Raw genomic sequence first — 13,207 nt, 5'->3', positions numbered from 1 at the left:
GATACCTCCTCGCCCACGGCCGCGTCCCCGGTTCCCGCAACTCTGCGGAACCGTTCCCTCACTGGCGGTAGACGTATCCCCATGAGCAGCCCACGGAAGGTCTCCGACGTCAGCGGTGTCACCCCGGACGGCGCCGCCTGGCTCGCCTCGGCCGGGACGTGTCAGCGCGGCACGCTCGCGCACTGGGGCGAGCGGCCGCACGCGCCGGTCGTGCTGCCCTGCGGTGTGGTCTTCGACGTGGTGAGCGTGCCCGCGACGTTCGGGCGCCGGATGCTGGACCGGATGTGGGAGGAGGGGCCGGGGTCCGGCCCCGTGGCCGAGTTCCGCGGGCGGACGCTGCTCTTCGCCGCGCCCGGCACGGCACAGCGGCTGCCGGTCCTCCTGGAGTGGGAGGAGTGGGGTGCGCGGGGCGCGCGGACGGACGGCGTTCCGCCACTGCTGTGCCACGGCGCCGGCGACGCGGTGACCGTCCCGGCGCCCGCACCCGCGGGCTCCGCCGGCGCCGTGCCGGTCGCCCGCTGGCTGGTCGCCCCCGACACGCGTCGCCCCTGGCTGCCGGGTCCGGAGGTGCTGCTGTGGGCGGCCGTGCGGGCGGCCCGCGCGGCCGTGCGGATATCGATTTTTCCTCCCGCGGATCGTGATGCTAATGTCTACGACGTCAGCAGGCGCCGCTAGCTCAGTTGGTTAGAGCAGCTGACTCTTAATCAGCGGGTCCGGGGTTCGAGTCCCTGGCGGCGCACGACAGAGTGAGGCCCCTCGCAGCAGCGAGGGGCCTCACTCGTGTCCGGACAGGCCACAGGGCCCGGCTACCGCGTACTGATCTTCACCGTCCACGCCCCGGACGCCGTGCGCCCCTCCACCTCCACCCGTACGGACGTCCCCGGCACCGTGAAGCTCTCGCCGAGGGCGACCGGCGCGTCGGCGAGGGGCGGGTAGACGGAGTCCTCCCCGCAGGCCTCGGTGTGCGGGTGGGCGTCGACGACCTCGATGGGGCCGCGTCCGGAGCGGGTGCCGGCGCTCACCCGGTAGACCAGCACCCCCTGCCGGCAGGCCGCCGTGTCGTTGCCGGCCCGGCCGCGCACCTCGAAGGCGAGCGCGCTGTCGGCGCCGGTGCGCACGACGGCGAGCTTGGTGCCCCGCCCGAGGCCGAAGGACGGCGCCCCCGCCGCCCCCGTCACCGGCGTCCCGGGCCCCGCCGCCAGCGGCTCCAGCGTCAGCCGCACCGGCCCCGCGTCCTGCACGCACCGCACCTGCCGGGGTTCCAGCCAGCCCAGCTTCCACTTGTGCCAGGCGAACAGGTCGGGGGCCATGGCGAACTGGCTGCCCATCAGGTCCCAGTCCCCCACGTGGGTGTCCCAGTCGCCCTTGCCGTCCACCGGCCGGTGGTAGAGGTCGGGCAGGTCGAAGACGTGTCCGGTCTCGTGGGCGAGGACGAGCCGGTCCGGGGGGTGGTTCTCGAACACGGTGACGACCCGGCGAATGTCGGTGCCGTCGGCGCGCAGCGGACGGTCCAGGTTGACGACCTTGGTGGCGTCGGAGTCCACCCCGGGCGCGTCCGGGTCGGCGACGAAGTAGACGACGTCGTAGCGCGCGTAGTCGACGTGCCGGTCGGTGGCGGCGAGCGCGTCGCGCAGGTAGGCGGCCCGGTGGGCGACGGTCCAGTCGCGCTCTATGGCGTACGCGGTGGAGGGCCGCGGCATGCGGATCCACTGCCGCAGGGGGTGCGGGCGCAGGGTGAACTTGCCGTAGGACGCCTGCCGGAAGAAGCGGCTGGTGGCGGGGAAGTGGTCGGCGGCGAGTTCGGCGGGGGTGGTCAGGGGGTGGGAGTCGGGGAAGGAGAGGAACACCATCACCGCGTCCAGGGACCGGGTGGGGCGGGGGTAGGCGGCGTTCCAGGTGTCCAGACCCTCGGAGTGGTGGGCGTCGGTGCGGGTGAGGGCGCAGGGTGCCGCGGAGAACGGCTCGGGGTGGGAGGGGACGCTGACCATGGAGGTCGCCGCGAGCGCCGACATGGTGGTGCACATCGCCGCGGTCGTGCGCAGACGGGGCCGTGCGCCCGGCCGGCCCGCCAGGGTCCGTGCACCCGATCGGCGGAACCGGTCGCGCAGTGCCTCACGACCGAGCCGTCCCGGGGTGAGCTGACGCGGCACGGGGACCTCCGGGAGACGGTTCGCGGGACACCGCACCCCAGACTGTGGTGGTTTGTCATACTGCGCCCTGTTCAACTGCACCGGACGGGTGAGAACGGCGGAAATCCGAACGGGGCCGAACGGGGTCGACACCCTGTTCACTCACGGAACGTCACAACTGGTCGGAGGGCCGCATAAGCCGTGCACCCGTGGGCAGAAACGATCGGGCGGAGATGCGGATCCGTACGGAAGACCGGACAGTGGCTGGAAGGCCCCGGCGCGGACCTCTATGATCGGCACACTTCCTGGTACTGAGAGACTTTCCTGCACGGACAGCGGCGGACAGCGATCGAGTGCACTGCGGGAGCGAGTGGTGAGCGGAACGTCCGAAGGGCCGGCGCCCGCGGCGGAACTCGACCGGCGGGTCGTCACGGAGAGTGAGATCATCACCTCTGCCGGTGCGGGACCCCCCGTCGTGCGGGCCCTCGCGCCGTCTCCCCCGTCGTACCGCTCCGTCTTCACGGCCGCGCCGCTCGCGATGGCCGTGGTCGACCGCGAGGGCCTGGTGACCGGGGCCAACGCGGCCCTCGCCGGCCTGCTGGGCCGCGACCAGGACACCCTGACCGGGGCCGTCGCCGCCGACCTGGTGGACCTGACCTCCGACACCCGCGCCTGGCACGCCTACCGGGAGATGCTCCGCGGACGGCGGGCCCGGCTGCGCTGCACCCGGCGGCTGAAACATCCCGAGGGACACGCGCTGTGGGTGCGGGTGACGGTCGCCCCGCTGCCCGCCGACGACGGGGGCGTACTGCTGTCGGTCGCCGACATCAGCGACCACCGGGAACTCCAGGAGCGCCTGCGGCACGTACGGATGCACGACCCGGTGACCCGGCTGCCCAACCGCGCCCTGTTCTTCGAGCGGCTGACCGAGGCGCTGGAGGCGGAATCGTACGAGGAGAGCGGCACCGGCCGGATCGGGCTGTGCTACCTCGACCTGGACGGGTTCAAGGCCGTCAACGACACCCTGGGCCACCGCGTCGGCGACCAGCTGCTGACCGCCGTCGCCGAGCGGCTCACCCGGTGCGCGAAGGACGCGGCCAGGACCGGCACACCGCTGGTCGCCCGGCTCGGCGGGGACGAGTTCGCGCTGCTCGTGGAGGACTCCACCGGCACCGAACAACTCGCCGACCTCGCCGAGTCACTGCTCGACGCGATCCAGGCGCCGTTCGACCTGTCCGGCCGGCGGCTGTCGGTCTCCGCGTCGATCGGGGTGGTGGAGCGGCACGCCGCCGGGACCACCCCCACCGCGCTGATGCAGGCCGCCGACACGACGCTGTACTGGGCGAAGGCCGACGGCAAGGCCCGCTGGACCTTCTTCGACCCGGAACGCAACGCCCACCGGGTGACCCGGCAGGCACTCGCCTCCACGCTCCGCCCGGCCATCGACCGGGGCGAGTTCGCGCTGGAGTACCAGCCGCTGGTGGGCATGGAGGACGACCGGGTGCACGGGGTGGAGGCGCTGGTCCGCTGGCACCACCCCCGCTTCGGCACACTGACGCCGAACCGGTTCATCCCCCTGGCGGAGGAGGACGGCTCGATCGTGCCGCTCGGCCGCTGGGTGCTGCGCACCGCCTGCCGGCAGGCCCGCGCCTGGCAGGTGGAGCACCCGGACGGGCCGCCGATCTTCGTCAGCGTCAACGTGGCGGTCCGTCAGGTGTGGGACTCCGACCTGGTGGCGGACGTCGCGGACATCCTCCGGGAGACGGGCCTCGCGCCGGAACTGCTCCAGCTGGAGCTGACCGAGTCGGCGGTGATGGGCTCCTCCGGCCGGCCGATCCAGACCCTGAAGGCGCTCAGCGACATGGGCGTGCGCATCGCCATCGACGACTTCGGCACCGGCTACTCGAACCTGGCCTACCTCAGCCGGCTGCCGGTGTCGGTGCTGAAACTGGACGGCTCCTTCGTGCGGGGCTTCCAGATCGAGGACCGCACCGCCAAGGCGAGCCCGGCGGACGAGGTCATCGTCGAGGCGATGGTGCAGCTCGCCCACCGGCTCGGCCTGACCGTCACCGCGGAGTGCGTGGAGACCTCGGCGCAGGCGACCCGGCTGCGCCGGATCGGGTGCGACACCGGTCAGGGCTGGCTGTACTCCAGGCCGGTGTCGCCGGACCGCATCTCCGAACTGCTGGGCACGCCCGGGGTTCAGGCGGGCGTGGGCAATCCGTAGACGTCGGCGATCAGCTCGTAGGAGCGCAGCCGTACGTCACCGCCGTGGGCGTTGGCGGTGAGCATCAGCTCGTCGGCGCCGGTGCGCTCGCGCAGTGCGTCCAGGCCCGCGCGGACCTCGTCCGCGGTGCCGTGCACGACGTTGGCGTTCCACGAGTCGACGAACTCCCGCTCCGCCGGGGAGAAGTCGTACGCCTCCGCCTCCTCCGGCGTGGGGACGAGCCCCGGGCGCCCGGTGCGCAGCCGGACCATGTTGAGCGCGGCGGCCAGCACCTGGCGGCGGGCCTCCTTCTCGTCGTCCGCGGCCAGCGCGGAGACACCGATCAGGGCGTAGGGCGCGTCCAGGACCTCGCTGGGACGGAAGGAGTCGCGGTACAGGTCCAGCGCCGGGATCGTGTTCCGCGCCGAGAAGTGGTGGGCGAAGGCGAACGGCAGGCCGAGCATGCCGGCCAGCCGGGCGCTGAAGCCGGAGGAGCCGAGCAGCCAGAGGGGCGGGCGGTGCGGGGACTGCACGCCGCCGGGCGAGGTCGCCTGCACCGGGCCGGGGACGGCGTGGATGCGGGCGTAGGGGTGGCCGTCGGGGAAGTCGTCGTCGAGGAAGCGGGTGAGCTCGGCGAGCTGCTGGGGGAAGTCGTCGGCGCCCTCGTTCAGCCGGTCGGTGCGGCGCAGGGCGGCCGCGGTGGCCCCGTCGGTGCCGGGGGCGCGGCCGAGGCCGAGGTCGATCCGGCCCGGGGCCAGGGCCTCCAGGGTGCCGAACTGCTCGGCGATCACCAGCGGGGCGTGGTTGGGCAGCATCACCCCGCCGGAGCCGAGGCGGATGCGCTCGGTGTGGGCGGCGAGGTGGGCCAGGATGACCGCCGGGGAGGAGGAGGCCACGCCCGGCATGGAGTGGTGCTCGGCGACCCAGTGGCGGTGGAAGCCGCGGGACTCCGCGAGGCGGGCCAGCTCCACGCTGGTCCTCAGCGCGTCGGTGGCGGTGCTGCCCGCGCCCACGGTGACCAGGTCGAGGACCGAGAGCGGGACGGGCGCGTCCCCGTGGGCCGTGCCTCGTATCCCGTCGGCTGCGGTGTCGTCTGCGGCCACGGTGGGGTGCCTCCTGTGTGTCGCCGTGCTCTGTTCCCGCTCGACAACAGGCGCGGCACCCCTTCTATTCCGTGACCGGCCCGGACGCGGTCCGCGGTCACACCTGGACGATCGGCTCCCGGGTGAACAGGGCGCCCAGCTCGGGGGCGTTCACCCGGCGGTCCGCCAGGCGCAGGCACTCCCAGGCGGTGACCTGGTTGGCGGTGAGGACCGGCTTGCCCAGTTCCTTCTCCAGGGCGGGGATGTGGGCGACGGTGTGCAGGGCCGTGTCGGGCAGGAGCACCGCGTCGGCGTCGGGGGTGTCGGCCGCGCGGGCCAGCGCGAACAGCTCCTCCTCGCCCCAGCTGCCGGCCGCGGCGGCGGTGCCGGAGCTGTGCGTGGCGGTGACCTCGACGCCGCCGGCGCGCAGGAAGTCGGCGAAGAGCGCCACCACGTCGTCCGGGTAGGTGGCGCCGACGGCGACCCGCCGCGCCTCGATCTCGCGCAGCGCGTGCACGAAGGCGAAGGACGTGGACGAGGCGGGCATGCCGGCCGCCATGGCGAGGCTGCGCACCTGCTCGTGGGCGCCGTCCCAGCCGTGCGCGAAGCTGCCGCTGGTGCAGGCCCACACCACCGCGTCCGCTCCGGACAGGCGCAGCTGCTGGAGGCCGGCCGCCAGGCGGTCGGGCGCGCCCATCTGGAGCAGCGTGTCCATCCGCTGCGCGTCCTCGCCGATGTCGGTGTGCACCAGGTCCACCCGGACGTCGCTGCCCAGCAACTGCTCGATGCGCGGATAGTCGTCCTCTGCGGAGTGGCCCGGATAGAGGAATCCCAGTGCGGTCATGTCCAGCCTTCCTGCTGCTTCTCTTCCGGCACGTCCGGCGGTACCGGACCGGACGCCCGGCCCGGCGAAACGGTCCCGGAGCGCGCCGACGCGTCGATCAGCGCCTGATACGGTCCCACCGCTCGGGTACCCAATCGGCGCAGCGCCGCCCACATGGTCACCTGGTTGGCCGAGATGGCCGGTATGCGCGGTTCCGCCTCCGGCCGGGGGCGGCCTCATGGGCCGGCGGGCCGGTGCGGGACGGGAACAGCGCGTCCGGGCCGCGCGTAAGGCCGTCCGCCGCCCGCCGGGCCAAGTCCACCACCGCCCGGTGGGTGACCTTCAGGAGGGGCCGGGCCCGTGAGGGCGCGGCCGGTGAAGGAGACGTCCGGGCCGGCCCCGGCCCCGCCCCGGGGAGGAGCGCGCAACGGATCGGGGGAACGCCCGTGTTGACGGAGGCGGGCCCGGGTGCGAGCGTGGTCGGTCCGCCCTGGTCATCCACCGGTCAGCGCCTGGTCGACCCGTCGTCACCGGCTGCCGCCGGGGAGCCGCACCGTGCCCGGAGAGCCTGGAGGCGAACCCCTTGACCACCCCCACGCTGCTCGTCCTGGACGCCGATCCGCTCCCCCGTCTCGGCAGGCTCACCGGCCGGGTCAGGGTGGAGCACGCGGACGCCTCGACGCTCGCCGGCCGGCTGCCGTTCGCGGACGTGCTGCTGGTGTGGGACTTCACCTCCGACGCGGTGCGCGGGGCGTGGCCCGGTGAGGGTCCCCGGCCGCGCTGGGTGCACACGGCGAGCGCGGGCGTGGACCATCTGCTCTGTCCGGAACTCGCCGCGTCCGACACCGTCGTCACCAACGCGCGGGGGATCTTCGACCGGCCGATCGCCGAGTACGTGGCGGCCCTCGTCCTCGCCTTCGCCAAGGACCTGCCGCGGACGCTGGAGCTCCAGCGGGAGCGGACCTGGCGGCACCGGGAGACGCGCCGGGTCGCGGGGACCCGCGCCGTGGTGGTGGGCTCGGGCCCGATCGGGCGGGCGATCGCCGGCACGCTCGGCGCGCTGGGGGTGCGGACGGCGCTGGTCGGGCGGACCGCGCGGTCCGGCGTGCACGGCCCGCAGGACCTGGACCGGCTGATGGCCGGCGCGGACTGGGTGATCGCGGCCGCTCCGCTGACCGAGGGGACGCGGGGCATGTTCGACGCCCGCCGGTTCGGGCTGATGCAGCCGTCCGCGCACTTCGTCAACATCGGCCGCGGGCAGCTGGTCGTGGAGGAGGCGCTGGCCGGGGCGCTGCGCGGGCGGTGGATCGCGGGGGCCGCGCTGGACGTCTTCGCGACCGAGCCGCTCACTCCGGACAGCCCGCTCTGGGAGCTGCCGGGCCTGGTCGTGTCGCCGCACATGAGCGGCGACACGGTCGGCTGGCGGGACGAACTCGGCGCACAGTTCGTGGAGTTGTTCGAGCGGTGGGTGGCGGGCGAGCCCCTGGTGAACGTGGTCGACAAGCAGCGCGGGTACGTACCGGGTCACTGACGCCGCAGGCCGTGGCGCTCGCGGGACAGGGCCGGGTCCACCGGGGTGGATGCCGGGGCGGGCCTCGCGGCCGTCACCGGGGGACGCGGTGTCCGGCTCGGCGCCCGCGCGGGGGAAGCAGCACGGATCGCCCGGAACGGGCGTGACGGCCGGGCCCTCGCGGGGTGGCCATATATCCGTTTTGAGAGGAAATGGTGCGCGGAGTTCGTTACCGCCCCATATGGAGTAATGGGCGTCACCGTGGAGGGGCAGCGTTTTCCGGACGGTCGCACAGGTGACCGGGGCCCGTCGCCGGCAGCCGGACCGTGCGGGCGACGCCGCGCGTGACCAGCGGGACTGCGCCGCAGCGGTCGTCCGGACCCTGCACGGCGGTGCGCGGCGGCCCCGCGGTCAGGGGCGCCGGGCCGGGACATCGGACTGAAAAAGATCGGCATAACCGGACTGGCTTCGGGTAGCTGCGCGCCCATGGCTCCACCACACAGAACCCCTCCGGGGGGCATATCCGACCGAAGGTTCCAGACAGCCGGGCCCACTCGCCGGTCGCTGCTCGCGGGGGTCGCGGCGCTCGGCGCCCTGGGGGCCGCCGGCTGCTCACGGGTGGCCACCGCCTCCGACGTGAAGGGCGGCGACCTCCTGGAACGGCTGAGGGCGCAGGGTGTGGCCCGGCTCGGCATCGCGGGCGAGATCCCCTTCGGGTACATCGACAGGAACGGAGAACTGACCGGCGAGGCGCCGGAGCTCGCGAAGGTCATCTTCAAGCGGCTCGGAGTGGACCGGGTGCAGCCGGTGCCGACGGAGTTCGGCTCCCTCATCCCGGGTCTGGCGTCGCAGCAGTTCGACGTGGTGGCGGCCGGGATGTACATCAACCCCGACCGCTGCCAGCAGGTCATCTTCTCCGACCCCGACTACCAGATGCTCGACGCCTTCATCGTGCGCAAGGGCAACCCGCTCGGGCTGCGCGACTACAAGGACGTCGTGGAGAAGAAGGCCAAGTTCGCGACCGGTACCGGATACGCCGAGATCGCCTACGCGGTGGAGGCCGGGATCAAGGAGAGCGACATCCTCATCGTGCCCGACCAGGTGGCCGGCCTGAACGCCGTCGAGGCCGGGCGCGTGGACGTCTTCGCGGGCACGGCCCTGACCGTCCGCGAGGTGGTCAAGAAGTCGGCGAAGACCGAGGCGACGGAGGCGTTCCAGCCCCTCGTCGACGGCGAGCCGCACACCGACGGCGGCGGTTTCGCCTTCCGCCCGAACGAGACCAACCTGCGGGACGCCTTCAACGTCGAGCTGCACAAGCTCAAGAAGAGCGGCGAACTGCTGCGCATCCTCAAGCCCTTCGGTTTCACCGAGGACGAGATGACCGATCTGACCGCGAAGGAGTTGTGCGGCGGATGACATCCGGACTGTGGGAACTGGTACTCGAGGGTGTCTGGGTCACGATCCAGCTGCTCTTCTTCAGCTCGCTGCTGGCGACGGCCGTCTCCTTCGTGGTCGGCGTCGCGCGCACCCACCGCCTGTGGATCGTCCGCTTCCTCGCGGGCTTCTACACCGAGGTGTTCCGCGGCACCTCCGCACTGGTGATGATCTTCTGGGTGTTCTTCGTGCTGCCGCCGGCCTTCGGCTGGCAGCTCGTGCCCATGTGGGCGGGCACCCTGGCGCTGGGCCTGACCTACGGGGCGTACGGCTCCGAGATCGTGCGCGGCGCGCTCGGCGCGGTCGACCCGGCGCAGAAGGAGGGCGGCATCGCGCTCAGCTTCACGCCCTGGCAGCGGATGCGGCTGATCCTGCTGCCGCAGGCGGTGCCGGAGATGATCCCGCCGTTCTCCAACCTGCTGATCGAACTGCTCAAGGGCACCGCCCTGGTGTCGATCATGGGCATGGGTGACCTGGCGTTCAGCGGCAACCTGGTGCGCCTGGCGCTGCAGGAGAGCGCGGAGATCTACACGTACGTCCTGCTGATCTACTTCGTGATCGCGTTCCTGCTGACGCGGGTGATGCGCGGGCTGGAGAAGAAGCTGAAGACGGGCGTGGGGAAGGCACCGGTGCGCGAGCCCGACACGGAGCTGAAGCGGCCCGAGACGAGCAACGTGGGGGGTGCCGCCTGATGGAATGGGACTGGAGCGCGGTCTCCGACTTCATGCCGCACTTCTGGGACGGTCTGCTGGTCACCCTGCAGATCCTCGTCCTGGGGTCGCTGCTGTCGTTCGTCCTCGGCCTGGTGTGGGCGCTGCTGATGCGGGTGCCCTCGCGCTGGGTCACCTGGCCCGTCGGCGCGGTCACGGAGTTCGTCCGCAACACCCCGCTGCTGGTGCAGCTGTTCTTCCTCTTCTACGTGCTGCCCGAGTGGAACGTGACCTTCTCGGCGCTGACCACCGGTGTGGTCGCCATCGGGCTGCACTACTCGACGTACACGATGCAGGTCTACCGGGCCGGCATCGAGGCGGTGCCGGCCGGCCAGTGGGAGGCCGCGACGGCGCTCAACCTGCCGGTGCGGCGGACCTGGACGGCCGTGGTGCTGCCCCAGGCGATCCGCCGTGTGGTCCCGGCCCTCGGCAACTACGTGATCTCCATGCTGAAGGACACGCCGCTGCTGATGGCGATCACGGTGCTGGAGATGCTCGGCGAGGCACGTCTGTTCTCGCAGCAGAACTTCCAGTTCACCGAGCCCCTGACGGTGATCGGCGTGGCCTTCATCATCGTCTCCTACCTGGCCTCCCTTGCCCTGCGAGCCCTGGAGCGACGCCTTGCCCACTGACACTCTTCCCCACCCCGAGAAAAGCCCCGGGCGCAGCTCCGGCGAGCTGATACGCCTGGAGCAGGTCACCAAGCGGTTCGGGACGAACACCGTCCTCGACCACCTGGACTTCTCCGTCGACGCCGGCAAGCACGTCACCCTGATCGGCCCGTCCGGGTCGGGCAAGACGACGATCCTGCGGCTGCTGATGACGCTGCTCAAGCCCGACGAGGGCACGATCACCGTGGACGGGCAGAAGCTCTTCCCGGCGACCGAGAAGGAGCGGCGGGAGGTGCGCAAGCAGATCGGGATGGTGTTCCAGCAGTTCAACCTGTTCCCGAACATGAGCGTGCTGCGCAACATCACCGAGGCTCCGGTCACCGTGCTCGGCATGTCCAAGGACGAGGCGGCGGAGCGGGCCAAGGGCCTGCTCGACATGGTGGGCCTGGCCGACAAGTGCGACGCCCGCCCGTCCCAGCTCTCCGGCGGCCAGCAGCAGCGCGTGGCGATCGCGCGGGCGCTGGCGATGCGGCCGAAGGTGCTCCTCCTCGACGAGGTGACCTCGGCGCTGGACCCGGAGCTGGTCGCGGGCGTCCTGGACCTGCTGCGGGAGATCGCCCGCACCACCGACATCACCATGCTCTGCGTGACGCACGAGATGAACTTCGCCCGGGACATCTCCGACCAGGTGCTGATGTTCGACGCGGGCCGGGTGATCGAGACGGGTCCGCCGGAGAAGATCTTCAACGAGCCGGAGAACGACCGGACGCGGGAATTTCTCAGCGCGGTCCTGTAGTCACGGGCCGTGACGCGGGCAACGCCCGAGGTCCACGCTCTGGGTCATCCCATTGGCATATGCCAGTGGGTCGGCGTCGCAGTTGGGAGGGCCGCGATCTCGTCAACCCCCGCTTCCCGGAAGCCGCTTGACGGCTATCGTGGAGGGGATTGGCTGACCGGATCGCGGCCCTTGGCCGTGTCCGGGCGGACGGGGACGTGACGAGAGGACCCACGAGCGAGCGCAGGGGGAAACCGTGGCGCTGAGGCAGGAGCCGAGCGCGTCGTACCACTCGGTCCAGGACGCCCTGCGCGTCCTGGAGACCGTGGCGCGGCGCGGCACAGGAGTCAACGACACCGAACTCGCCCGCGAGAGCGGCATTCCCGCGGAGCGGCTGACCACGCTGCTGCGGATGCTGCGCCGCGAGGCCTACGTGGAGCAGACGGCCGACGGGGCGTACGTCACCGGGGCGGCCTTCGCCCGCCTCGGTTCCGCCGAGGGGCACGAGCGGGCACTGCGCGACCAGCTCCAGCAGACCCTGGACCGGCTCCGCGACTCGGTGGGCGCCGCCGTCTACATCACCCGGTACGTCGACGGCGAGGTACAGGTCACCCAGTACGCCGACGGCCCGGCCACCCCGAAGGTCAACGAGTGGGTGGACTTCCGCTCCTCGGCGCACGCCACCGCGATGGGCAAGAGCCTGCTCACCCAGCTCGACCACGACGGCCGGCGCGACCACCTCGCCCGGCACCGGATGGCCCGGCTCACCTCGCGCACCATCACCAGCGACCGGCTGCTGCTGTCCCGGCTCGCGTCGCAGCCGCCCACGGTGCCGGTCCTGGACCTCCAGGAGTACGCGGTGGGCACGGTCTGCGCGGCCGTCCCGATCACGGCCGGTTCCTCGGTGGGCTGTCTGGCGCTGTCCCTCCCGGTCGAGCACGCCCACCGGCTGCGCCGGGCCGCCGACACCCTCAACCGCAACGCCGCGCCGGTCCTGCTCTCGCTGACGATCTAGGTGTGCTGTCCCGGCCCTGTCCGGCGCCCGGGCGGGTGGTCGGAACCACCCCCCGGGACCGGGTAGTATTTTTCTGTCGCCGACCGCGGAAGCGGACGGCGGGAGTCATGCGCCGCTAGCTCAGTTGGTTAGAGCAGCTGACTCTTAATCAGCGGGTCCGGGGTTCGAGTCCCTGGCGGCGCACCTGGAAGGGCCTCTCGTGGGAGCGAGAGGCCCTTTGACGTGTTCGGGCGGGGTCAGAACGTGACGTCGGAGCAGGCGTAGAACGCGTTGCCCGTGTCGTGGACCGTCCACACCGCGAGGATCACGTGGTGGCCGCTGAGCCCGGACGGCAGCCGGCCGCTGTGCGACAGGGTCCCCGGCGGACGCTGGCCGTTGTAGGGCACCGTCAGGAACGGTGTGAGGTTGAGGTCGGACCGGGCCAGGTTGTGGTTCTGGTTCCAGCCCGGCTTGGTGACGTAGTACTTGAAGTCGGTGGTGGCGTGCATGGCCGTGAACTGCCACCGGAAGGTGTAGTTCTGGCCGCCGGACACGCGGGTGGTCGGCCAGGCACCGCCCGACGGGGTCCGCGGGCTGTCGAGCTGGGCGAACGGCGTGTTGCCCGCCGAGCAGATCCGTCCGTCGGCGGGCCCGGAGGCGGGGAAGCCCTTCGGTCCTTCGACGCTCTGCGGCTCCCACTGGATGGATCCGCAGTTGGTGACCGTGCCGTTCTGGCAGAGCTTCTGCCTGCTGACCGGCAGGTCGGTGTAGCCGTGGCCGCTGGCACCACCGGAGGAGAACACGAGTGCTCCGGTCGTGGCCAGTCCCACCGCGGCTGCGTACAGCTTGGTCCGTGTGCGCATGCTGCCGCTCCTGGTGAACGTGGGGGAGTTTCGGTGAGCCGTGCGAGTAGGTCTAGACCAAGTTCAGATT

General features: G+C 72.1%; 12 protein-coding genes, 2 tRNA genes and 1 pseudogene. 10 read left to right on the top strand and 5 right to left on the bottom strand.

Translation table 11 applies throughout. The annotated features are described in order from the left end of the window. Nucleotides 1-81 precede the first annotated feature (81 nt). Nucleotides 82-675: a bifunctional DNA primase/polymerase gene (locus IE172_RS00755; RefSeq protein ID WP_190095070.1), complete on the top strand. Its 594-nt coding sequence runs from the start codon at nucleotides 82-84 to the stop codon at nucleotides 673-675. Next, a tRNA-Lys gene (locus IE172_RS00750) sits at nucleotides 666-739 on the top strand. Before IE172_RS00755 ends, IE172_RS00750 begins: the two co-directional genes overlap by 10 nt. Nucleotides 740-806: 67 nt before the next feature. Here IE172_RS00750 and IE172_RS00745 read toward each other — a convergent pair. After that, nucleotides 807-2,024, bottom strand: coding sequence for a M6 family metalloprotease domain-containing protein (locus IE172_RS00745; RefSeq protein WP_229885725.1), 1,218 nt, complete (start codon nucleotides 2,022-2,024; stop codon nucleotides 807-809). Between the two features lie 478 nt (nucleotides 2,025-2,502). Here IE172_RS00745 and IE172_RS00740 point away from each other — a divergent pair, with 478 nt between their 5' ends. Further along, nucleotides 2,503-4,356 (top strand): putative bifunctional diguanylate cyclase/phosphodiesterase, encoded by a 1,854-nt coding sequence (locus IE172_RS00740; RefSeq protein ID WP_190095068.1) that lies wholly within the window; start codon nucleotides 2,503-2,505, stop codon nucleotides 4,354-4,356. Here the strand turns inward: IE172_RS00740 and IE172_RS00735 are convergent. Continuing rightward, nucleotides 4,332-5,438, bottom strand: coding sequence for an LLM class flavin-dependent oxidoreductase (locus IE172_RS00735; protein ID WP_190095067.1), 1,107 nt, complete (start codon nucleotides 5,436-5,438; stop codon nucleotides 4,332-4,334). The two genes, IE172_RS00740 and IE172_RS00735, sit on opposite strands and share 25 nt — an antisense overlap. Before the next feature lie 97 nt (nucleotides 5,439-5,535). Continuing rightward, nucleotides 5,536-6,261, bottom strand: a complete 726-nt coding sequence (locus IE172_RS00730; protein WP_190095066.1) for a maleate cis-trans isomerase family protein — start codon at nucleotides 6,259-6,261, stop codon at nucleotides 5,536-5,538. 562 nt (nucleotides 6,262-6,823) lie between these two features. Between IE172_RS00730 and IE172_RS00725 the strand changes: the two genes are divergently transcribed. Then, nucleotides 6,824-7,771 carry a D-2-hydroxyacid dehydrogenase gene (locus IE172_RS00725; RefSeq protein WP_190095065.1) on the top strand — a complete coding sequence of 316 codons (948 nt, stop codon included), beginning with the start codon at nucleotides 6,824-6,826 and terminating at the stop codon, nucleotides 7,769-7,771. Between the two features lie 111 nt (nucleotides 7,772-7,882). Here the strand turns inward: IE172_RS00725 and IE172_RS35315 are convergent. Then, nucleotides 7,883-8,050 (bottom strand): annotated as a pseudogene (locus IE172_RS35315) (DUF3830 family protein); the annotation flags it as partial. 186 nt (nucleotides 8,051-8,236) lie between these two features. Between IE172_RS35315 and ehuB the strand changes: the two are divergent. From ehuB to IE172_RS00690, 6 genes are all read left to right on the top strand, one after another. Continuing rightward, nucleotides 8,237-9,166 carry an ectoine/hydroxyectoine ABC transporter substrate-binding protein EhuB gene (gene ehuB, locus IE172_RS00715; protein ID WP_190095064.1) on the top strand — a complete coding sequence of 310 codons (930 nt, stop codon included), beginning with the start codon at nucleotides 8,237-8,239 and terminating at the stop codon, nucleotides 9,164-9,166. Further along, nucleotides 9,163-9,876: an ectoine/hydroxyectoine ABC transporter permease subunit EhuC gene (gene ehuC / locus IE172_RS00710; RefSeq protein ID WP_190095063.1), complete on the top strand. Its 714-nt coding sequence runs from the start codon at nucleotides 9,163-9,165 to the stop codon at nucleotides 9,874-9,876. Before ehuB ends, ehuC begins: the two co-directional genes overlap by 4 nt. Then, the gene (gene ehuD / locus IE172_RS00705) at nucleotides 9,876-10,526 is read left to right on the top strand and encodes an ectoine/hydroxyectoine ABC transporter permease subunit EhuD (protein ID WP_190095062.1); all 651 of its coding nucleotides are present in this window, start codon (nucleotides 9,876-9,878) and stop codon (nucleotides 10,524-10,526) included. The genes ehuC and ehuD overlap by 1 nt, the downstream gene beginning before the upstream one ends. After that, nucleotides 10,516-11,301, top strand: coding sequence for an ectoine/hydroxyectoine ABC transporter ATP-binding protein EhuA (gene ehuA, locus IE172_RS00700; protein WP_190095061.1), 786 nt, complete (start codon nucleotides 10,516-10,518; stop codon nucleotides 11,299-11,301). The genes ehuD and ehuA overlap by 11 nt, the downstream gene beginning before the upstream one ends. Nucleotides 11,302-11,536: 235 nt before the next feature. After that, nucleotides 11,537-12,295: an IclR family transcriptional regulator gene (locus IE172_RS00695; RefSeq protein ID WP_190095060.1), complete on the top strand. Its 759-nt coding sequence runs from the start codon at nucleotides 11,537-11,539 to the stop codon at nucleotides 12,293-12,295. Nucleotides 12,296-12,404: 109 nt separating this feature from the next. Then, nucleotides 12,405-12,478: transfer RNA gene (locus tag IE172_RS00690), tRNA-Lys, on the top strand. Nucleotides 12,479-12,531: 53 nt separating this feature from the next. Here IE172_RS00690 and IE172_RS00685 read toward each other — a convergent pair. After that, a complete protein-coding gene (locus IE172_RS00685; RefSeq protein WP_190095059.1) occupies nucleotides 12,532-13,137 on the bottom strand; it encodes a lytic polysaccharide monooxygenase auxiliary activity family 9 protein in 606 nt (201 codons plus the stop codon). Between the last annotated feature and the right edge of the window lie 70 nt (nucleotides 13,138-13,207).

It is taken from the genome of Streptomyces griseoflavus (assembly GCF_014649995.1).
In the GTDB taxonomy this organism is placed as follows: Bacteria; Actinomycetota; Actinomycetes; order Streptomycetales; family Streptomycetaceae; genus Streptomyces; species Streptomyces griseoflavus.
This window is presented reverse-complemented; position numbering and strand designations above follow the sequence as displayed.